16 protein-coding genes are annotated in these 21,241 nt (G+C 60.8%); 10 read left to right on the top strand and 6 right to left on the bottom strand.

Going from position 1 to position 21,241, the window contains the following annotated elements:
• Positions 1-34 precede the first annotated feature (34 nt).
• From V6Z53_RS23925 to V6Z53_RS23915, 3 genes are read right to left on the bottom strand one after another with little or no spacing between them, the layout of a single operon-like run.
• A complete protein-coding gene (locus V6Z53_RS23925) occupies positions 35-1,429 on the bottom strand; it encodes an efflux transporter outer membrane subunit (protein WP_338582109.1) in 1,395 nt (464 codons plus the stop codon).
• A gap of 7 nt (positions 1,430-1,436) precedes the next feature.
• The gene (locus tag V6Z53_RS23920) at positions 1,437-3,410 is read right to left on the bottom strand and encodes a MacB family efflux pump subunit (RefSeq protein WP_338582108.1); all 1,974 of its coding nucleotides are present in this window, start codon (positions 3,408-3,410) and stop codon (positions 1,437-1,439) included.
• Positions 3,411-4,583: an efflux RND transporter periplasmic adaptor subunit gene (locus tag V6Z53_RS23915; RefSeq protein ID WP_338582107.1), complete on the bottom strand. Its 1,173-nt coding sequence runs from the start codon at positions 4,581-4,583 to the stop codon at positions 3,411-3,413.
• 275 nt (positions 4,584-4,858) lie between these two features.
• Here V6Z53_RS23915 and V6Z53_RS23910 point away from each other — a divergent pair, with 275 nt between their 5' ends.
• From V6Z53_RS23910 to V6Z53_RS23885, 6 genes are all read left to right on the top strand, one after another.
• Positions 4,859-5,341 (top strand): sigma-70 family RNA polymerase sigma factor, encoded by a 483-nt coding sequence (locus tag V6Z53_RS23910; protein WP_338582106.1) that lies wholly within the window; start codon positions 4,859-4,861, stop codon positions 5,339-5,341.
• A 146-nt stretch (positions 5,342-5,487) separates the two neighbouring features.
• A complete protein-coding gene (locus V6Z53_RS23905) occupies positions 5,488-6,825 on the top strand; it encodes a SidA/IucD/PvdA family monooxygenase (protein ID WP_338582105.1) in 1,338 nt (445 codons plus the stop codon).
• Between the two features lie 503 nt (positions 6,826-7,328).
• Positions 7,329-10,031 carry a magnesium-translocating P-type ATPase gene (gene mgtA / locus V6Z53_RS23900; protein ID WP_338582104.1) on the top strand — a complete coding sequence of 901 codons (2,703 nt, stop codon included), beginning with the start codon at positions 7,329-7,331 and terminating at the stop codon, positions 10,029-10,031.
• Between the two features lie 99 nt (positions 10,032-10,130).
• Complete coding sequence (locus V6Z53_RS23895) at positions 10,131-10,544, top strand: response regulator (RefSeq protein WP_338582103.1); 414 nt, start codon at positions 10,131-10,133, stop codon at positions 10,542-10,544.
• Positions 10,545-10,654: 110 nt separating this feature from the next.
• On the top strand, positions 10,655-11,281 hold the full coding sequence (locus V6Z53_RS23890; RefSeq protein WP_338582102.1) for a response regulator transcription factor: 627 nt from the start codon (positions 10,655-10,657) through the stop codon (positions 11,279-11,281).
• A complete protein-coding gene (locus V6Z53_RS23885; protein WP_338582101.1) occupies positions 11,282-14,494 on the top strand; it encodes a transporter substrate-binding domain-containing protein in 3,213 nt (1,070 codons plus the stop codon). It begins immediately after the preceding gene.
• A 3-nt stretch (positions 14,495-14,497) separates the two neighbouring features.
• On the opposite strand, the gene dkgB is transcribed toward V6Z53_RS23885, so the two are convergent.
• The 3 genes from dkgB to V6Z53_RS23870 all read right to left on the bottom strand — a co-directional run bounded on the left by dkgB (position 14,498) and on the right by V6Z53_RS23870 (position 17,108).
• Entirely contained in the window at positions 14,498-15,301 is an 804-nt protein-coding gene (gene dkgB / locus V6Z53_RS23880) for a 2,5-didehydrogluconate reductase DkgB (RefSeq protein ID WP_338582100.1), read from the bottom strand.
• A 261-nt stretch (positions 15,302-15,562) separates the two neighbouring features.
• Entirely contained in the window at positions 15,563-16,102 is a 540-nt protein-coding gene (locus tag V6Z53_RS23875) for a PaaI family thioesterase (protein ID WP_338582099.1), read from the bottom strand.
• A gap of 97 nt (positions 16,103-16,199) precedes the next feature.
• Positions 16,200-17,108, bottom strand: coding sequence for a LysR family transcriptional regulator (locus V6Z53_RS23870; protein WP_338582098.1), 909 nt, complete (start codon positions 17,106-17,108; stop codon positions 16,200-16,202).
• A gap of 104 nt (positions 17,109-17,212) precedes the next feature.
• Here V6Z53_RS23870 and V6Z53_RS23865 point away from each other — a divergent pair, with 104 nt between their 5' ends.
• The 4 genes from V6Z53_RS23865 to V6Z53_RS23850 all read left to right on the top strand — a co-directional run bounded on the left by V6Z53_RS23865 (position 17,213) and on the right by V6Z53_RS23850 (position 21,196).
• Entirely contained in the window at positions 17,213-18,079 is an 867-nt protein-coding gene (locus V6Z53_RS23865; RefSeq protein ID WP_338582097.1) for a pirin family protein, read from the top strand.
• A gap of 93 nt (positions 18,080-18,172) precedes the next feature.
• Positions 18,173-18,856, top strand: a complete 684-nt coding sequence (locus V6Z53_RS23860) for an isochorismatase family protein (protein ID WP_338582096.1) — start codon at positions 18,173-18,175, stop codon at positions 18,854-18,856.
• A gap of 56 nt (positions 18,857-18,912) precedes the next feature.
• A complete protein-coding gene (gene ycaC / locus V6Z53_RS23855; protein ID WP_338582095.1) occupies positions 18,913-19,539 on the top strand; it encodes an isochorismate family cysteine hydrolase YcaC in 627 nt (208 codons plus the stop codon).
• 214 nt (positions 19,540-19,753) lie between these two features.
• On the top strand, positions 19,754-21,196 hold the full coding sequence (locus V6Z53_RS23850) for a mechanosensitive ion channel domain-containing protein (protein ID WP_338582094.1): 1,443 nt from the start codon (positions 19,754-19,756) through the stop codon (positions 21,194-21,196).
• Positions 21,197-21,241 lie beyond the last annotated feature (45 nt).

Genomic DNA, 21,241 nt, shown 5'->3' with positions numbered 1-21,241 from the left:
CTTGCTCGCGAAGGCGGTCGAAAGAACGCAGCAATTACAAAACCTGCCACCCACCCCCAAGCGCCTTGTACAACGCAATGCTCGCCTGCATCCGCGACAACCGCAGCTGTACATTCAAATCCTGCGCCGCATACAGCGTGCGCTGGGTCTCCAGCACCGTGAGCAAATCCTCGGCGCCGGCTTCATAGCGGCTTTGCGCAATGTTGAACGCGGTTTGCGCCTGGTTCAGTTCTTCGCTTTGCCACTGCCGTTGCTCGTCCAGTCCGCGAATGCTGTTGAGGGCCTTCTCGACGTCGGCGAAACCATTGATGATCGCCCCACGATAGCTTTCCAGCAGTTCTTCCTGGCGGGCTGTGGCCTTGTCGCGTTCGGCGCCCAGGCGGCCGTTGTTGAACACAGGCGCGAGCAATCCGGCAGTGAGGTTGTAGAAGGGGCTGCGCAGAATGTCGCCCGCGCGGTCGGCGCCGGAGCCGATTTCCGCGCTGAGGGTGACGGTCGGCAACATCGCGGCGCGGGCCACGGTGACGTCGGCCTGGGCCGCGGACAGCTGCGCTTCGGCCCGGGCGATGTCCGGGCGACGGCTGAGCAATTGGCTGGGCACGCCGGCATCGATGACGGGCCATGACAATTGATCAAAGCGTTCCTGGCCGAGGGACAACTCCTGCACCGGACGACCGAGCAGGGCGGCGAGGCTGATCTGCGCGTCCGTGGCCTGTTGCTGTACCAGCGGCAATTGCCGTTGCTGCGCTGCCACCAGGCTTTTTTGCTGGGCCAGTTCCAGCGCGGTCGCCGAACCTGAATCGAAACGGGTCTGCACCAGCTTCAAAACGTTCTGCGCATTGGCCAGATTCAACTCGGCAATGCGGCTCTGTTCCTGCAACGACAGGGTTTGTGCGTAGCCGTTAGCCACGCCGCTGAGCAACGTCAGCTCAACCGTCGCCTGATCGAACTCGCTGGCGCGCAGGGCGAATTGCGCGCTGTCGCGGGAGGCGCGCTGGCCACCCCAGAAATCGATCTCGTAACTGGCCGTCAGATTGGCGTTGAAGTAATCCACAGCACTGTTGTCGCTGTCGGCATCCAGTTGGCTGTAGCCGTTGCCGCGCAGCAGTTTCTGGCGGTTGGCGTTGGCGCCGGCCTTGACCTCGGGCAACTGTGAACCGCCGGCGACCACCGTTTCAGCCTGCGCCTGACGCACTCGGGCGATGGCGGCGGCCAGGTCGTAACTGCCGACCCGGGCCTGTTCGATCAGGCGCCCCAGTTGCGGGCTGCCAAAGCGGTTCCACCATTGCTGGTTGTCGCGGGTGGAGCCGGCGATGTGCGGCGATTGCCAGGCGGCGGGCGGCGCAATGCCGCTGTCCGGACGCTGGGCAGGACTGCCGCAGGCGCTGAGCAGCAGGCACATGGTCAACAGGCTGAGTTGCGGCTTCATAAATCGATCATTCACTGGTAAGGGCCGTGACCGGGTCGAGTCGGGCAGCTTTGCGGGCCGGCATGAAGCCGAAGACAACACCGGTGACCAGGGCGCAGCCGAAGGCGCCGAGTACCGCTATCAGGGAGAACGCCACTGCGACTTCGCTGAGAATCAGCACGCCGCCGACGATCAATGCCAGGGCAATCCCGGCGAGCCCGCCGACCACCGAGAGCATCACTGCTTCAGTGAGGAACTGGCGCAGGATGTCCCGTTGCCGGGCGCCAGTGGCCATGCGGATACCGATCTCGCGGGTACGCTCGCGCACGGTCATCAGCATGATGTTCATCACGCCGATGCCGCCCACCAACAGCGAAATCGCCGCGATCGAACCGAGCATCAGCGACAGGGTATTTTGCGTGCGCGCCTCGGCCTGGATCATCGCCGCGTTGTTGGTCAGCTCGAAATCCTTCTTGCCGTTGTGCAGGCGCAGCATCAGTTGTTCGATGGCGTGCTCCGTCTCCTTGACCTTGCGCGCATCGGCGGCGGCAATCGCGATGTACTCCGGATTGTGCGTGCCGAACAAGCGCACGCTGGCGGCGGAGTAGGGGATGGCGATGCGGTCGTCGCTGTCGGAGTCGCCGGAGCTGGCGCCTTTTTCCGCCAGCACGCCGACCACCTGAAACGGCACGTTCTCGATCAGGATGTACTGGCCGATGGGGTTGGCCACGTCCTTGAGCAATTTGGTCCGGACCTTGTGACCGATCACGGCCACCGCTGCCGCATTCTGTTCATCGGCCTCGGTGAAGTAGCTGCCTTCGACCACGGGCCAGTTGAAGATCGCCGGGAAGTTGGTGTCGTTGCCGCCGACGTAGCTCAAGTGGTCGAGGTTGCCGAAGCGCACCCCGGCTTCCTGGCCGTTGACCGGCATGATCCGCATCACTTGCGGCAGGCTCGCCACGGCCCTGACCTCGTCGAGGGTGATGATGCCCAGCGGTGTGCGCGGGTTGGGCGCCGAGCCGCTGAGGTAAATGATGTTGGAGCCGAACGCGCCCATCTGCGCCATGACCTGGCGCTTGCTGCCTTCGCCGACGGCCAGCATCACCACCACCGAAGCCACGCCGATGATGATCCCGAGCAGGGTCAGCGCGGTGCGGAACTTGTTGATCCACATCACCCGCCAGGCGGCTTGCACGGCGTCGACCAGTTCGCCTTTCCAGGCGCCGGTAGCTTCCGCGCCTTCGCTCAGGCGTTTGCGTAAATCGACGGCTTGCAGGGCGCCGGGGGTGGCGGAGTGTTGCGCGGCGGGGTTGTCTTGGGCGCTGTCGCTGATGATCAAACCGTCGCTGATTTCGATGATGCGTTTGGCCCGCGCCGCCACTTCGCGGTCGTGGGTGATCAGGATGACCACGTGGCCCTGGCTCGCCAGCTCGTCGAGCAGCGCCATGACTTCCTTGCCGCTGTGGCTGTCGAGGGCGCCGGTGGGTTCGTCGGCGAGGATGATGTGGCCGCCGTTCATCAAGGCGCGGGCGATGGACACCCGTTGCTGCTGCCCGCCCGAAAGTTGGTGCGGACGGTTACCGGTGCGCGAGGCCAGGCCGAGGCGGTCGAGCAGGGCGGCGGCGCGGGCGTGGCGCTCGGCGGCCGGCAAGCCTGCGTAGATCGCCGGCATCTCGACGTTTTCCTGGGCCGAGCCCGACGGAATCAGGTGGTAACCCTGGAACACGAATCCGAAGGCTTCGCGACGCAGCCAGGCCAGTTCGTCGCTGTCCAGCGCCGCGACGTTTTCCCCGGCGAAGCGGTACTCGCCGGAGGTCGGGCGGTCGAGGCAGCCGAGGATGTTCATCAGCGTCGACTTGCCGGAACCGGAGGCACCGACAATCGCCACGAATTCCCCGGCATGGATCGACAGGTCGATGCCGCGCAACACGTGAACTTCAGGCGCGTCGCCACCGCCGTAGGCTTTGCGGATGTCCTGCAGTTCGATCAGGGGCGTTTGCATTCAACCGCCGCTCCCGTCAGCCGGGCCGATCAACAGGTGATCGCCTTCCTGCAAGCCGTCAAGGATCTGCACCCGCAAGCGATCGCTGATGCCGGTGCGCACGTTGCGTTGTTCGATGCTGCCATTCTTGGCGACCACTTGCGCGGTCTGGGTATCGGCTTGTGTTCCGGCCTGCAGGGCGGCAATCGGCGCGGTCAGTACGTTCTGCGCCTGATCGGCGACGAAAAATACCTGGGTGGTCATTTCCGCCATCAGCGCGTTGTCGGCGTTGTCGACGTCGAGCAACACGGTGTACAGCACCACGCGAGCGCTGCCGCTTTTGCTCGAACTGGCGGGGCTGCCGCCGCCCTGGCTGGTCTGGTCCAGAGGTTTTGGCGGCACGGGCAGAATCTGCCGCACGGTGCTTTTCCAGCGTCGGGTGCCGCCGCTGAGGGTGGTGAACCAGGCGGTCATGCCGGGTTTGACGTGGCCGATGTCGGCTTCCGAGACTTCCGCCCAGACGGTCATCGGCGACAGTTTGGCGATGCGCAGAATCAGTGGTGTCTGCTGCTGGGCGTTGAGCGTTTGGCCCTCACGGGCATCGAGTGCGACCACGGTGCCGGACATCGGCGCGTAAATGCGTGTGTAACCGAGTTCGGCCTGATCGCTGCGCAGGCTGGCCTGAGCCTGGCGAATCTGTGCCTGGAACATGTCGATCCGCGCCTGGGTGGCGCGCAATTCGGCCTGGGCGGTTTGCACGTCCTCTTCTCGGGTGGCGCCGCCGGCCTTGAGGTTCTGTTGACGCTGGAATTTCTGCCGGGCCAGTTCATGCAGTGCCTTTTGCTCTTGCAGCTGCGCCTGGAGGTTTTCGATGGAGAAACGCCCGGCGTCGAGTTTGGCCTGTTGCGTGGACGGATCGATTTCCACCAGCAACTGGCCTTCCTTGACCACGTCGCCGACTTCCACATGGATCTTGTGGATTTGCCCGGACGCCTGGGCGCCGACGTCGACATAGCGACGCGGTTGCAGGGTGCCCAATGCCGTGACACTGCTTTCGATGTCGGCGCGGGTGACTTGCACGGTTGCGAACTGATCACGGCCGGGCGGGATGATTTTCCAGGCAGCGACGGCGATGACGGGGATCAGGCAGAGTGCGACAAGCAGGGCGCGTCGGGTGTGACGGGGACGTTTCATGCAGTGTTCCGGCCAAAGGATTTCGGCCCGTCGTTCAGCGGCGGGAAGACGGGGAGCTGTCCTTTATACGTTGAAAGACCCGGGGAATTTAGGCCCGGACATATGGGGTTACACGTGTAGACCATGACTATTTGTCGGGCAACACAAAGCAGTACTTTAAATCTATATGAGAATTACTATAAATTACGCAGCTCAAACTGCCACTATCGTGCCATTGCCCGTTTTTATGGTCGATTAGCTGGTTCAAGGACAGAAACCGCACCCGTGCCGGAGTCATGTTGGAAAACTACTATCGAGAGCTGGTGTGTTTCCTGAACGCCAAGCTCGGCAACCGTCAGGTCGCCGAAGATGTGGTGCATGACGCTTATCTGCGAGTGCTGGAGCGTTCCAGCGAGACGCCGATCGAGCAGCCCCGGGCATTCCTTTATCGCACGGCACTGAACCTGGTGATCGACGATCACCGGCGCAATGCCTTGCGTCAGGTCGAGTCGCTGGACGTGCTCGATAATGAAGAGCGCTATTTCTGCCCGTCGCCTTTCAGCAGCCTCGATCATGGTCAGCGCCTGGACATGCTCCAGCGTGCGTTAGCGGAATTGCCAAGGCTGTGCCGCGAGAGTTTCCTGCTGCGCAAGATCGAAGGCCTGTCGCACCCGGAGATCGCTGAACGCCTGGGCATTTCCAAGGCGCTGGTCGAGAAACACATCGTCAACGCGATGAAGCATTGCCGGGTGCGCGTGCGGCAATGGGATGCGCATTGATCCTCCTTTGATCCCTTCTTGTTAAATTTTATTTCACTGTCCTCGTTCCTACTCAACAGACGACCTACTGTCCTGCTCAAGGCCGGTCAGGTCACTTAGGCTCTCCTTGCCCCATTGTTGAGGGGTTCATCCAGAGGACACTGGAAATGACACAGGCAATTGCATCGCCCATCGTTCACGACCTGATCGGCGTCGGTTTCGGCCCTTCGAACCTGGCGCTGGCCATCGCTCTGCAAGAGCGCGGGCCGATCCAGGGCGAACTGGATGTACTGTTTCTCGACAAGCAGGCCAACTACAGCTGGCACGGCAACACCCTGTCGACCCAGAGCGAGTTGCAGATTTCCTTCCTCAAGGACCTGGTGACCCTGCGCAACCCGACCAGCCCGTATTCGTTCGTCAATTACCTCAAGGCCCACGGCCGTCTGGTGGACTTCATCAACCTGGGCACTTTCTATCCGTGCCGCATGGAGTACAACGACTACCTGCGCTGGGTCGCCGCGCAGTTCGAACGGCAAAGCCGCTACGGCGAAGAAGTGCTGACCATCGAGCCGGTGCTGCATAACCACCAAGTCGAAGCGCTGCGGGTCATTTCCCGTGATGCGACCGGCCATCAACACGTGCGCACCGCGCGTTCCGTGGTGGTCAGCGCCGGCGGCACGCCGCGCATTCCCGAAGCGTTCAAGGTGCTGAAGGATGACGGTCGGGTGTTCCACCATTCGCAGTACCTGGCGCAGATGGCCAAGCAGCCGTGCGTGAACAACCAACCGATGAGCATCGCGATTATTGGCGGCGGGCAGAGTGCGGCGGAAGCCTTCATCGATCTCAACGACAGCTTCCCGTCGGTTCAGGTCGACATGATCCTGCGCGGCTCGGCGTTGAAGCCTGCGGACGACAGCCCGTTCGTCAACGAAGTGTTCTCGCCGGAGTTCACCGACCTGGTGTTCCAGCAGGAGAGCAGCGAGCGTGAGCGTCTGGTCAACGAGTACCACAACACCAACTACTCGGTGGTGGACATCGATTTGATCGAACGCATCTACGGGATCTTCTACCGTCAGAAAGTCTCGGGCATCGCCCGTCACGCGTTCCGAACCCTGACCACCATCGAAAAAGCCACGGCCACCGAGCGCGGCATCGAACTGGCGGTGCGCAACAATGCCACCGGTGAAGTGACGGTTCGTCACTACGACGCCGTGGTGTTGGCCACTGGTTACGAGCGCCAGATGCACCGCAAACTGCTCGCGCCACTGGAGCAATACCTGGGCGATTTCGAGGTCGACCGCAACTACAAACTGATCACCGACGAACGCTGCAAGGCCGGCATCTATATGCAGGGCTTCTGCCAGGCCAGCCACGGCTTGAGCGATACGCTGCTGTCGATCCTGCCGATCCGCGCCGATGAAATTGCCGGGTCGCTGTATGACCATGGCAAGAACCGTGGGCACAGTCGTTCGGTGGTGGATTTGTTGTTGGCGACTGCCAGCTAGGATTTTCGGCGTCTATAAGGCCGCCTTCGCGAGCAAGCCCGCTCCCACACTTAATCTGCGAACACAGGTCAAATGTGGGAGCGGGCTTGCTCGCGAAGAGGCCCTTGAGAACGATGTAAGTCTTGAAAACTGAACCCTCCCTGAAGAACCCCGCATTTCCCCAGCCATTCCCCGCCACAGCGTTTACTCTGCAAAAACCGGGGCGTAAGCTTCGCGCGTTTTCAATCAATAGCGGAGACCCACAGTGGGTACTTGTTCGAGTGACAGTAGTCGGCCGGTTTCGATAACCGGCACATCCTCGGCCAGATAACGCGCAGACTTTTTGTGCCGTTGTCTCGCCGTAAAAGCGAGCAGCGGCATCCCGATCACGGCCGGTCCCGGTCCGTGTCCCGACGTCCTTCTCATCGACGCTGAACCGTGCGTGATGTTCGACCCTGTGTCGTCATCGCGGCGCACCGACACGCCTGCTCGACGGTTTCCCGGCTGATCCTGGGGGAACTGCCATGAACCTGACCCTGCTCAAAGAATTCTTCGCCGGATTCCTGCGCACCCGCCACATCGCCCGACACTTCCGTCGCCTGGCGCTGCTGGAAAACTTCACCGACACCACGGTCAGCCGTGAGGTGCCGCCGACCCTGGCGCAAACCCTGGTCAGTGCTGCCGGCAGTGACACCGGCCTGTTGCTGGACACGCTGGGCAGTCACACCGACGGCCTGAGCGAACTGGAAGCCCAAGCTCTGCGCGGGCAATTCGGCCTCAATGAAGTCGAGCACGAACAAACGCTGGCGTGGTGGACCCATCTATGGCACTGCTACAAGAACCCGTTCAACTTGCTGCTGACCCTGCTGGCGGTCATTTCCTGGCTGACCGAAGACATGAAAGCCGCCATCGTTATTTTTTCCATGGTGGTGCTCTCGACCCTGCTGCGCTTCTGGCAGGAAAGCAAATCCAACCAGGCCGCCGATGCGCTCAAGGCGATGGTCAGCAACACCGCCACGGTGCTGCGTCGCGACGAAGGCCGTCGTGAGTTGCCGATCAAGCAACTGGTGCCGGGCGACCTGATCGTGTTGTCGGCTGGCGACATGATTCCCGCCGATTGCCGGGTGCTCAGTGCCAAGGACCTGTTCGTCAGTCAGGCGGCCATGACCGGCGAATCGATGCCGGTGGAAAAATTCCCGCGCCAGCAGGACAGCAACACGCTCAATCCTCTGGACCTGGACAACATCCTGTTCATGGGTACCAACGTGGTGTCCGGCACCGCTATGGCGGTGATCCTCACTACCGGCAACAGCACTTATTTCGGTGCGCTGGCCCAGCGCGTTGGCGCCACCGATCGTGCTCCGACTTCGTTCCAGACCGGGGTCAACAAAGTCAGTTGGCTGCTGATCCGTTTCATGTTCGTCATGGCGCCGCTGGTGCTGTTCATCAACGGTTTCACCAAGGGCGACTGGACCGAAGCGCTGCTGTTCGCGCTGTCGATTGCCGTGGGCCTGACCCCGGAAATGCTGCCGATGATCGTCACCTCGACCCTGGCCAAGGGCGCGGTATTCCTGTCGCGCAAGAAGGTCATCGTCAAGCGTCTCGACGCCATCCAGAACTTCGGCGCCATGGACGTGCTGTGCACAGACAAGACCGGCACGCTGACCCAGGACAGGATTTTCCTGGCGCGCAACGTCGACGTCTGGGGCAACGATTCCGATGACGTGCTGGAAATGGCCTACCTCAACAGCTACTACCAGACCGGCCTGAAAAACCTGCTGGATGTGGCGGTGCTCGAACACGTGGAAATCCATCGTGAATTGAAAGTCGGCACAGCGTTTCGCAAAGTCGACGAAATCCCGTTCGACTTCACCCGTCGGCGCATGTCGGTGGTGGTCGCCGAGCGCGATCAACCGCATCTGTTGATCTGCAAAGGTGCCGTGGAAGAAGTGTTGGCGGTGTGCACGCGCGTGCGTCACGGCGTGGTGGATGAAGTGTTGAGTGAAGAACTGCTGGCACGGATTCGTCAGGTCACTGCGGTGTTCAACGCCGAAGGCCTGCGGGTGGTCGCCGTGGCGGCACGGCCGATGATCGTGGGTCGCGACACCTATAGCCTCGCTGATGAACAGGCCCTGACGTTGATCGGTTACGTGGCATTCCTTGATCCGCCAAAAGAAAGCACCGCGCCGGCGCTCAAGGCATTGGCAGCGCACGGCGTGGCGGTGAAAGTGCTGACCGGCGACAACGAACTGGTGACCGCGAAGATCTGCCGCGAAGTCGGGCTGGAGCAACAAGGCCTGCTGATGGGCAACGACATCGAACGCATGAGCGACGCCGAACTGGCGGTGGCGGTGGAGACCACAAACGTTTTCGCCAAACTCACCCCGTCGCACAAGGAACGCATCGTGCGCCTGCTCAAGGGCAACGGTCATGTGGTTGGCTTCATGGGCGACGGCATCAACGACGCGCCGGCCCTGCGCACCGCCGACATCGGGATTTCCGTGGACAGCGCGGTGGACATCGCCAAGGAAGCGGCCGACATCATCCTCCTGGAAAAGAGCCTGATGGTGCTGGAGGAGGGCGTGCTGGAAGGTCGGCGGACCTTCGCCAACATGCTCAAGTACATCAAGATGACCGCCAGTTCCAACTTCGGCAACGTGTTCTCGGTGCTGGTGGCCAGCGCGTTCATCCCGTTCCTGCCAATGCTGCCGATGCACCTGCTGGTGCAGAACCTGCTCTACGACATTTCCCAGATCGCCATCCCGTTCGATAACGTCGATGACGAAATGCTCAAGCAACCGCAGCGCTGGCAGCCGGGCGACGTCGGACGCTTCATGCTGTTTTTCGGACCGATCAGCTCGATCTTCGACATCACCACGTTTGCCTTGATGTGGTACGTGTTCGACGCCAATACCCCGGATCACCAGACGCTGTTCCAGTCCGGCTGGTTCGTGGTCGGGCTGCTGACCCAGACACTGATCGTGCACATGATCCGCACACCGAAGGTGCCGTTCCTGCAAAGCCGCGCGGCGATGCCGTTGATGGTGATGACCGGGATCATCATGGCCGTGGGGATTTTCCTGCCGATGGGACCGCTGGCGCACTACTTCAAATTGCAGGCGCTGCCGTCGCTTTACTTCGTGTTCCTGCCGGTGATTCTGCTGGCGTACATGGGGCTGACTCAGGCGGTGAAGGGTTTCTACATCCGACGGTTTGGCTGGCAATGATTGTAGGCAGTTGTGTGAGGCATTTAGGAAAAGTCCTACAGAAAGCACTGCGGGTCTTCCGTAGCCTTGCACCCTCGTTAATCTGACCCGGGGGCCACGTTGTCCGACAAGTCCTTACGTATCCTGATTGCTGATGAACAGCATTTTAACCGGATGAAAATCGAGCGATTGTTCAACCAGCTCGACTACTTCCGGGTAGCGCCGGTGCAAAGCCTGGAAGAGCTGCTCACTCTGGTGGAGTACGCTTGCGAACCTTTCGATCTGCTGGTCGTCAATGCTGCGCTGGCAGGTGGAAAGCTGGATTTGCTGGATTTCTGCCTGGATAACCGGCAACTGGACCGCGTGTTGATCTATGACGGCCAACAGACCGATCTGCCGCCGATCCCGGCCTGCGGGCAGCAGAAAGTTCGGGTGAGCCATGCCCTGTTGCCTGACTTCGCGTCGATCCAGCGCTTGATGGCGCTGGTTGATCCTCGTCTACCGTTCGTCGGCACTGTCATTTCTGTCAGGTAGTGCGACGCGGTTTTCCGTGCAAGAGTCTATGCGCAGCGACTGCGTTTGGTTCGGGCCTTGCCCACGGGCAGTCGCTGCCCGGTCGTCGTGTGTTTGCCCAGGGAGTTGCCATGAAGTCAGTGCTGATTGTGGACGATCATCCGGTGATTCGCGGCGCGGTCAAAATCGTCCTCAAGCTTGAGGGGTACAAGCGCATTTACGAAGCCTCCAGTGGTAATGAAGTCTTGCCGATGATCCGCGAGCACAAACCGGAACTGGTGGTACTGGATTTGAACATACCGTCCCTTGACGGGCTGGACGTGCTGGCCCGGATCAAGGGAGGTGAAGTGCCGTGTCGCGTCGTGGTCTTCACCTCCCAGGAGCCGATGTTCTATCAGGATCGCTGCATGCGCGCCGGTGCTTCGGCCTACGTCGCCAAGACCAACGATCTGCAGCATCTGCACAAGGCGGTACATGCCGTTATGGGGGGCTACACGTATTTCACCCGTCTCCCGTCGAGTTCGGTGTCGATGAGCTCGTTGCAGCGCAGCGAAAAGCAGCTGATCGACAACCTGTCGGACCGCGAATTGACGATCTTCCAGCACCTGGCCCGAGGCATCAGCAACAAGGCCATTGCTGAAATCATGCATTTGAGCCACAAGACCGTCAGCACCTACAAAACCCGTTTGACCGAAAAACTCAACGTGGAGTCGTCGGTGCACCTGCGCGATCTTGCCCGACGCAATAATTTGATCTGAATGAAAACCCTGCGCTGTCTGCACTGCTTGTTGGTGCTGGGGCTTGGCCTGTGGGGGGCGAGTGCCAGCGCCGAGCCGCAAACCCTGACTTTGCTCGGACGCTCCTATGTGGAAGGGGTGACGGTCAAACTGTCGAAGGCGGACGCTCGCTGGCTGCGGCAAAAAGGTCGGTTGGTGCTGGCCGTCTCTGCCCCGGACTATCCTCCCTTCGATATCACCACCACAGGTTATGCGCTTGAAGGGATGACCGCGGACTACGCCGGGCTGCTCAAGCAACTGTTGCGGGTGGAGGTCGAGGTTCGGCGCTATGCGTCGCGAGACGAGGCGGTTCGGGCGCTCAAGCAAGGGGCGGCGGACCTGCTGGGAACGGCCAACAGTTATGAGGCGCAAGATCCGCAGCTACAGATGTCCGGCGCCTATGCGGTCGATCAACCGGTACTGGTGACCCGCACCGACTCCTCGCAAACGCTGGACCCGACGCTGGCCGGCAAGCGCCTGGCAATGTTGTATCACTACTTGCCTGAGCAAAACGTGCAGCAATTCTACCCACAGGCGCAGGTCGAACTGTTTCCGTCGACGCTGGGGGCCGTGGGCGCCGTGGCTTTCGGGCAGGCGGATGTCTATCTGGGCGATGCAATCAGCGCCCATTACCTGATCAGCAAAAACTACCTGAACAACGTACAACTGGCGGACTTCTCGCCCCTGGAATCCGGTCGCTTTGCCTTTGCCATGGCCCGTGACAACCCGGCGTTGCTGCGCATCGTCAACAAGGCCCTGTCGGCGATAACGGCCAATGAGCAGATGAACATTCTGCGGCGATGGGGGGCGAGCGGGGTGTCCATGCCGGGCACGCAGTCATTGCAATTGAGCGTGGCCGAGCAGCGTTGGCTCGACCGGCACCCGCGCGTCAGTGTGGCGATCAACGAGAATATCCCGCCGATCACCTTCATCGACAGTGAAGGCAAGTTTCGCGGCATCGGTGTCGATGTGCTGGCGAAAATCAGTCTGCGCACCGGCCTGCAATTCGACATCCGCTCGATGCAGTCAGTGGCTGAGATGATGAAGGCGATCAAGAGCGGTGAGGTGGACGTGCTGGCCGGCATCGGTCTCAGTTCCAGGCGCGAGGAGGACTTGCTGTTTACCCGGGCGATGCTGACCAGTCCGACTGTGCTGGTGACGCGCGTGGGACCGGACAGCCCCAAGACCCTGGATGACCTGGCCGGTAAAATCCTGGCGCTGACCCAAGGCAATGTTGGCGGCGAGTTCATTCGCCAACACTACCCGTTGATCCGGTGCGTGGATGCGCCATTGTCGGCGGATGCCATGGAAATGGTCGCCCAAGGCAAGGCACAAGGCAGCATCAATTCATTGATCAGCGCCCGTTACCTGATTTCCCGGCAATACCGTGATCGCCTCGAGGTCAGCAGTACGGTTGGCACCGATCCCGCGCGCAGTACTCTGGCGACCAGCCTCGATGCCACCGAGCTGCATTCGATTCTGGACAAGGCATTGCTGAGTATTCCTCCGGAAGAAATCGACGCGTTGATATTGCCTTGGCGCAATGACCTGATGGTGGAACAGAGCTATTGGCTGCGCCATCGACAGAGCATTTTCCAGGCGTTCGCGGTTGCTGGCGCCTTGCTCTTGCTCGCCGTGGCGTGGATCGCCTGGCAACGTCGGCACATCCGTCAACGTCAGCAATTGCTTGCTCAATTGCAGGAAGCCAAGGACATCGCCGACGACGCCAACCGGGCCAAGACTACGTTTTTGGCAACCATGAGCCATGAGATCCGCACGCCGATGAATGCCCTGATCGGCATGCTCGAGCTGGCGCTGAAACGGGCGGATGAGGGCGTGACTGACCGGGCGGCGATCGAGGTGGCATCAAATGCAGGGCAACAGTTGCTGGCCTTGATCGGCGACATTCTGGACATCGCCCGTATCGAGTCCGGGCATCTGTCGTTGTCGCCGGAGCGGGCCAATCTACAGGCGTTGGTGGTGTCGGTGTGTCGGGTTTTTGAAGGCCTGGCCCGGCAGAAAAACTTGCAGTGGCGGGTCGAAATGGACGAACACAGTGACCGCGACGTGCTGATCGATCCCACTCGCTTCAAGCAGGTGCTGTCCAATCTGTTGAGCAATGCCATCAAGTTCACCGACAAGGGAGAGGTCAGCCTGAAATTGTCGGTCGAGCCGGTGTCACCGGAACGCCTCGCGGTCAGCGTGCGTATCGAGGACAGCGGCATCGGCATCAGCGCCTTTGACCAGCGGCGACTGTTCAGCCCGTTCGAGCAGGCCGGGAACAACCCGCAATCGGGCCGTCAGGGTTCCGGGCTCGGACTGGTAATCAGCCGCACGCTGTGCGAAATGATGGGCGGCCAGTTGCAGCTCGACAGCGATTTGGGACGTGGCACCCGGTTGGACATCACCCTTGAACTGGTGGCGTTGCACCCATTGCCCGCCACTGCAACGTTACCGGGCCAATCCCAGGTGAAGACCCGGCCGCTGACGATTCTGGTGGTGGACGATTATCCGGCCAACCGGTTGTTGCTTTCCCGGCAGCTGAGTTATCTGGGGCACCGCGTACTGCTCGCCGAGGACGGCCGGCAAGGGTTCGAGCAATGGCGCGAACAGGCCTTCGATCTGGTCATCACCGACTGCAACATGCCGGTGGTCAGCGGTTATGAACTGGCGGGTGCGATACGCGATGAGGAACGGTTTGGCGTGGAGCAACCGACGGTGATTCTGGGCTTCACCGCCAACGCACAACCCGAAGAAAAAATCCGCTGCATTGAAGCGGGCATGGACGATTGCCTGTTCAAACCGATTCGACTGATTGACCTGAGCGGATGGTTGGCCGCGAGATTTTCCAGCGAAGCGCCTCCCAGCGCCGAAATAGATTTAAGCGGGCTGCAGCAGCTCGCGGGTGCCGACAGCGAGCTGATCCTGCAACTGTTGCGTGATGTAGCGGCGACCAATCGCGACGATCGCGAACGCCTGCTGCACGAGCATGCCAGCGGCAATAGCCACGGCTTGCAGGATCTGGCGCACCGGATCAAGGGCGGGGCGCAGATGATCCGGGCGCATGCGCTGGTGGATTGTTGCGAACAACTGGAACGTGCCTGCGGCGAGGGCGATGCGGCACTGATCGACGCCGCCGTCGATCAGTTGCATCAGGCCATGACGCGCCTGGACCAACGTCTTGAGCAGGGCTGAAGATCAGTCCCAGGCCGGTGCGATGCCTTTCGGGCTGGTCAGGCGATGGCCGCGATCCAGGCTGGCGATCAGCGCCATGTCGGCGTCGCTCAACTTCATGGCGCAGGCCTTGAGGTTGCTGGCGAGGTTGGCGCGTTTGGTCGACGACGGAATCACCGCGTAACCCAGTTGCATGGCCCAGGCCAGGGTGACTTGCGCCGGGGTCGATTGAAGGCGGTCGGCGATCGTCGCGATCACCGGGTCCTTGAGCACTTCGCCGTAGGCCAGGGTCATGTAGGAGGTGATCCGGATGCCTTGGCTTTGTGCGAACTCGACCACCTTGCGGTTTTGCAGGTACGGGTGCAGTTCGATCTGGTTGGTGGCGATGTTCTCGGCACCGACGGCGGCGATCGCTTGTTTCATCAGGTCGACGGTGAAGTTCGACACGCCGATCTGCCGGGTCAGGCCCAGGCGCTTGGCTTCGAGCAGGGCACCCATGAATTCCTCGACCGGCACCTGGTCTTCCGGCGACGGCCAGTGAATCAGGGTCAGGTCCAGGTAGTCGGTCTGCAGTTTTTGCAGGCTTTCCCTGAGGCTTTCGATCAGGCGATCCTTGGCGAAGTTGGCGACCCAGATCTTACTGGTGATGAACAGGTTTTCACGGGCAACGCCACTGGCGGCGATGGCTTCGCCGACTTCGGCTTCGTTCTCGTAGATTTGCGCGGTGTCGATGGCCCGGTAGCCCAGTTCCAGGCCGGTGCTGACCGAATCGATGACTACCTGGCCTTGCAAGCGAAACGTACCCAGGCCGAATGCGGGGATAGACATGATTGACTCCAGTGGTTGCAGTGGGAATGGGCGTGAGTATCCGCGCCTGCATTCGTGGGAAAAACCGCTGGATTGGCAAAGCAATGTTTACCGCAAGTCAAGAATCGGCCGTATGTCGGTCAGGTGTCGGTGTTGAAAGGTCCTCTTCGCGAGCAAGCCCGCTCCCACATTTAATCTGTATGGGACACAAACCCCGTGTTCACTGAAGATCAAATGTGGGAGCGGGCTTGCTCGCGAAGGCAGCACCGCGGTTCTGGAGCCTTACCCCCGCGCCTCAAGAATCATGCAAGTCGTCGAACCCGTCGCATACAGCCGCCCATCCACATCATAAATCCGCCCCTCGGCCAACGCCGTCGAGCGCCCCAAGTGAACAATCTTGCCCTCGGCCCGCACCGGTCCGCTGGCGCTGTTCAAGGCGCGGACATAACTGATGCGCAGATCCAGCGTGGTGTAGCCCTGGCCTTTTTTCAGCTGCGTATGAATCGCGCAGCCCATGCACGAATCCAGCAACGTCGCGGCGTAGCCACCGTGCACCGTGCCCAGCGGGTTGTAATGACGTGAATCCGGTGTGCCCTGGAAAATGAACACGCCGGCCGACCATTCGATTGGAATGAAGTCCATCAGTGTGCCAATTGGCGGGGAGGGCAGCGTGCCGTCGCCGATACCTTCGAAAAACTCTGCGGGCGTCAGGGCGCTGACTTCGGCCATGGACAAACTCCCGGGCCCGGCGAGACGGGCGCGCATGGCCTGCTCCTGAGCGATCCATTGGGCGAGCGTGGCGTCGCGGGTTGGGCTTTGCATGAGATCAAGTCCTCGGCGGGAGCGGATATTATGGTTGTAATCCTCGTCGATATTATGTCCGAAATAAAAACTCCGCCAGTCCCATGTGTCGCCCGTCTCAGGCGATATCGCTGTGACTGAATTCCTCTCCGAGAAAGTCGATCAAGCTGCGCACCGACGGCAGCAACCCTCGGCGCGACGGGAAAATCGCGTGGATGATGCCGCTTTTCGGTGCCCAGCCCGGCACCAGTTCAACCAATTGCCCGGTAGCGATTTCATCGCGTACCACCACGCTGGGCAGGTGCACGATGCCGACCCCGGCGACCGCTGCATGGCGCAAGGCCAACAGGTCATCGGTAACCATCCTCGGCGCGTGCCGGATCAATGCGGTGCTGCCCTCGGCGCCGAACAGTTCCCACTGATACTCACGTTGCGCCGCGCCCCAATGCAGGCTCGGCATGCCGCTCAGGTCTGCCGGCGACGGCGGTGTCGACAGGCGTTGGGCGAACGCCGGACTGCCGACGACACTCTGGGTGCTGTTGCCCAATACCTTCATCACCATGTCGGTATTTTCCAGCGGCGGAAAACGCACCCGCAGGGCGATATCAAAACCTTCATGAATCAGGTCGACCCGGCGGTTGGTGCTCTCGATGAACAACTCCACCAAAGGGTACTTGAGCATGTAGCGGGTCAGCATCGGCCCGACCCAGGTGTGGAGCAGCGCCGTCGGGCAACTGATGCGCACCAGGCCTTGGGGTTCGGAGCGGTTGCGTTCGATCAGTTCGGCGGCGCTTTCCGCTTCCACGCGCATGGCCAGGCAACGCTGGTAATACGCCTGGCCTATTTCGGTCAGCGAGCAATGGCGGCTGGTGCGATTGAGCAGGCGTACGCCCAGGCGCTCTTCGAGCTCGGCGATGCGTCGGCTGAGCTTGGACTTGGGCATGTCCAGCGCGCGCCCGGCCGCTGCGAAACCGTGATGTTCCACCACTTGAGTGAAGTAATAGAGGGTGTTGAGGTCTTCCACCATCGTTCTCCAGATAGAACGCTAAGGCTGATTTTTGCAGTCTAGCGCAGCAAAGGCCACGGTTTTAAGCTTTGTCCATGGCTTCACTCACTTCATCAGGAGACACCATGAAAAACATCATCGGTATCTACACCAGTCCTCGCGGCCATTGGGTTGGCGACGGTTTTCCGGTTCGCACGCTGTTTTCCTACGACAACCTGGGTAAACACATCAGCCCGTTCCTGCTGCTCGATCACGCCGGGCCTGCTGAATTCACCCCGACCACCGAACGGCGTGGCGTTGGTCAGCATCCGCACCGCGGCTTCGAAACCGTGACTATCGTTTACAAGGGCGAACTGGAACACCGCGACTCCACCGGCAGTGGCGGCAAGATCGGTCCCGGCGACGTGCAATGGATGACCGCCGCCTCGGGAATTCTCCACGAAGAGTTCCACTCCGAAGGTTTCGCCAAGAGCGGCGGCACTCTGGAAATGGTCCAGTTGTGGGTCAACTTGCCGGCCAAAGACAAAATGGCCGACGCCGGTTACCAGACGATTCTTGATGGCGACATTCCGGACATTGCCCTGCAAGACAACGCCGGCAGCCTGCGCCTGATCGCCGGTGAGTTCGACGGCCGCAAAGGACCGGCGCGGACCTTCACGCCGATTGACGTCTGGGACCTGCGCCTGAATGCCGGCAAGTTGCTCACTCTGGATCTGCATGAAGGGCGTAATACCGCACTGGTGGTCTTGCGCGGTGCGGTTCAGGTCAATGGTCTGGAATCGGTGCGTGAAGGGCAGTTGGCCCTGCTCGATCGCAAGGGCGATCAGTTGACCCTTGAAGCCAGCAAAGACGCGGTGGTGTTGTTGCTCAGCGGCGAACCGATCGACGAACCGATCGTCGGCCACGGCCCGTTCGTGATGAACACCGAGCAAGAAATCCACCAGGCGTTCGCCGACTTCCAGTCCGGCCGCTTCGGCCAGATGCACGGTTAAACCGTTTCGCTTCAACAACCCGCTCTACACAGGACGCGTAGGCCGGTTTTCGGGCCAGGGATGGCTGTTGCCTGTCAAAAAGAGGAAACGCTCATGAGCACCGTCAATGCTGCCAACTTCAATGGTCAGAAACCGACCATCGACCCCAACGACGCCGCGATGTTGTTGATCGACCATCAGAGCGGACTGTTCCAGATCGTCAAGGACATGGACGTGCCACAACTGCGCGCCAATGCCATCGCACTGGCCAAGGCCGCGACTCTGCTGAAGATGCCGGTGATCACCACCGCTTCCGTACCGCAAGGGCCGAACGGGCCGCTGATCCCGGAGATTCATGAGGCCGCACCGCATGCGCAGTACGTGGCGCGCAAAGGTGAAATCAACGCCTGGGACAACCCGGAATTTCACGCGGCGGTCAAAGCCACCGGCAAGAAGACCCTGGTGATCGCCGGCACCCTGACCAGCGTTTGCCTGGCGTTCCCGTCCATCGCGGCGGTGCACGAAGGCTACAAAGTGTTTGCCGTGGTCGACGCTTCCGGCAACCACTCGAAACTGGCCACCGATCTGACAGTTGCCCGTTTGGCCCAGGCCGGCGTGGTGCCGATCGACATCATGGCTACGCTCTCTGAGCTGCAAGGCTCGTGGAACCGTCCGGACGCCGAGCAGTGGGCCGCCGTCTACGCCCAGGCCATGCCGCATTATCAATTGCTGATCGAGAGCTATCTCAAGGCTCAGCAAGTGGCCAACGAGCACGAAAAGCTGGATTCCGAACGTTAAGCGGGTACTTCACGCCGATACTCAATCGGCACCGATAACTAATCAGGACTACTGCAATGACTACTTCTTATAAACGACTCGACAAGGATAACGCCGCCGTTCTGTTGGTGGATCATCAGACCGGCCTGTTGTCGCTGGTGCGCGACATCGACCCCGACCGTTTCAAGAACAACGTGCTGGCCCTGGCCGACCTGGCCAAGTACTTCAAGCTGCCGACCATCCTCACCACCAGTTTCGAAACCGGCCCCAACGGTCCGCTGGTGCCCGAGCTCAAGGCGCAATTCCCGGACGCGCCGTACATCGCCCGTCCAGGCCAGATCAACGCCTGGGACAACGAAGATTTCGTCAAGGCGATCAAGGCCACCGGCAAGAAGCAATTGATCATCGCCGGTGTGGTGACTGAAGTATGCGTGGCGTTCCCGGCACTCTCGGCGCTGGCCGAAGGTTTTGATGTATTCGTGGTGACCGACGCGTCCGGCACGTTCAACGAACTGACCCGTGAATCGGCCTGGAGCCGCATGACCGCGCAAGGTGCGCAATTGATGACCTGGTTCGGCCTGGCCTGCGAACTGCACCGCGACTGGCGCAACGACGTGGAAGGCTTGGGCACGCTGTTCTCCAACCACATCCCGGATTACCGCAACCTGATGACCAGCTATAGCACGCTGACCGACAGCAAATAACTCCGGCAATACACCTCACCCCTGTGGGAGTGGGCTTGCTCGCGAAAGCGGCGTGTCAAACAGCATTTACGTTGTCTGACACACCGCATTCGCGAGCAAGCCCGCTCCCACATTTGTTTTTGTGGTGTTTGTAGATTCCAGCGAAATCAATTGCTCCTACACTGTGCTCAATCTGTGAGATCTTTTGCTCATCGTCCTGTGCTGGAGCTGCTTGATGCTGTCGTTGCTCGCTGAACACCCGCTGATCTGCGCCTTGATCCTGATCCTGATCGATCTGGTGTTGTGGCGCTTGATCGATGCCAGCCACCACAACTGGAAGTTGCTTGCACGGCTGGTGATTTTTTCGCTGTACAGCGTTCTGTTGTTCAACGAAGGCATGAACCCGATGGTGCCGGCACCCTGGGTGGACAACGTGCCGCTGCACCTGGCAGCCACCGGTTTGCAGATCACCTGGTGGCTGTTCGCCGCGCGCACCCTGACGGTGACGATCGGTGCCGTGATGATGCAACGGGTCGGGCACACCGGGCGATTGCTGCAAGACTTGCTCGGGGCGGTGATATTCCTGATCGCCGTTATTGCGGCGCTGGCCTATGTGCTCGATCTGCCGGTCAAAGGCGTGCTGGCCACGTCCGGCGCCTTGGCGATCATCGTCGGCCTCGCGTTGCAAAGCACCCTCAGCGACGTGTTTTCCGGGATCGTCCTCAATACCACCAAGCCCTATCAACTGGATGACTGGATCGCCATCGATGGCACCGAAGGCCGGGTGATCGACATCGATTGGCGTGCCACGCGGCTGCAAACTTCCCAGGGCAGTATGATCGTGATCCCCAACTCGCTGGCGGCCAAGGCCAAGATCACCAACTTCAGCCGCCCCAGCGACATGTTCGGCCTTTCCATCAGTTTGCAGGTCAGCCCCCATGTCCGTCCGCAAACCGTGATCGATGCCCTTGAGCGGGCGATGCAGGGCTGCCGCATTCTGTTGAGTGTGCCCGGCCCGAAAGTGGCGCTGAAAAGCTCCAGCGCCGCTGGCGCGGAGTATGAAATCAGCGGGTTTGTCGCTTCGATGAGCGAGAAGCGCACGGTGCGCAATCAACTGTTCGACCTGGCGTATCGGCACTTGCATGCATCGGGGATCAATTTGCTGTCGAGCGTGGAACCCAATCCGGAGAGCGATTCTTCAAAACCACGGGCGTTGCTCGACAGTTCGCCGATTTTCTCGACCTTGCGCCAGGAAGAGAAAGAAACCTTCAGCCAGAACATGAACCTGCAAACCTTCCGCGCCGGGGAGACGATACTGGCGGCGGGGGAGGTCAGCCACCACTTGTTCATCATCGAGTCCGGGGTGGTTTCGGTGACGCTGAACATCCACGGTGCACTCATCGAAACCGGGCGCATGGGACCAGGGGAAGTGATCGGCGAGGCCGGTATCCTGACCGACACCTCATCGGCCGCCGAATTTGCCGCGAAGACCTTTTGTACGCTTTACCGCATCGAAAAGGACTACCTGAAACCGTGCCTGGATGCCCGTCACGACATCAACGACGCGATGAAAACCTTGCTGGATTTCCGCTTGCACAAAGTGCAGGCGTTGATCCAGGAAGAGCCGGTGGTGGTGCGCAAGAAAGGGTTTTTGCAGTGGTTGCTCAAGCGGGCTTAGCGGTGAATGGCCGCTGCGCGGATCGCTAGCAAGCTAGCTCCTACA

The sequence above is a fragment of the Pseudomonas sp. MAG733B genome (assembly GCF_036884845.1).
Classification (GTDB): domain Bacteria; phylum Pseudomonadota; class Gammaproteobacteria; order Pseudomonadales; family Pseudomonadaceae; genus Aquipseudomonas.
The sequence above is the reverse complement of the archived record's forward strand: the minus strand, read 5'-3'. Positions and strand labels throughout refer to the sequence as shown.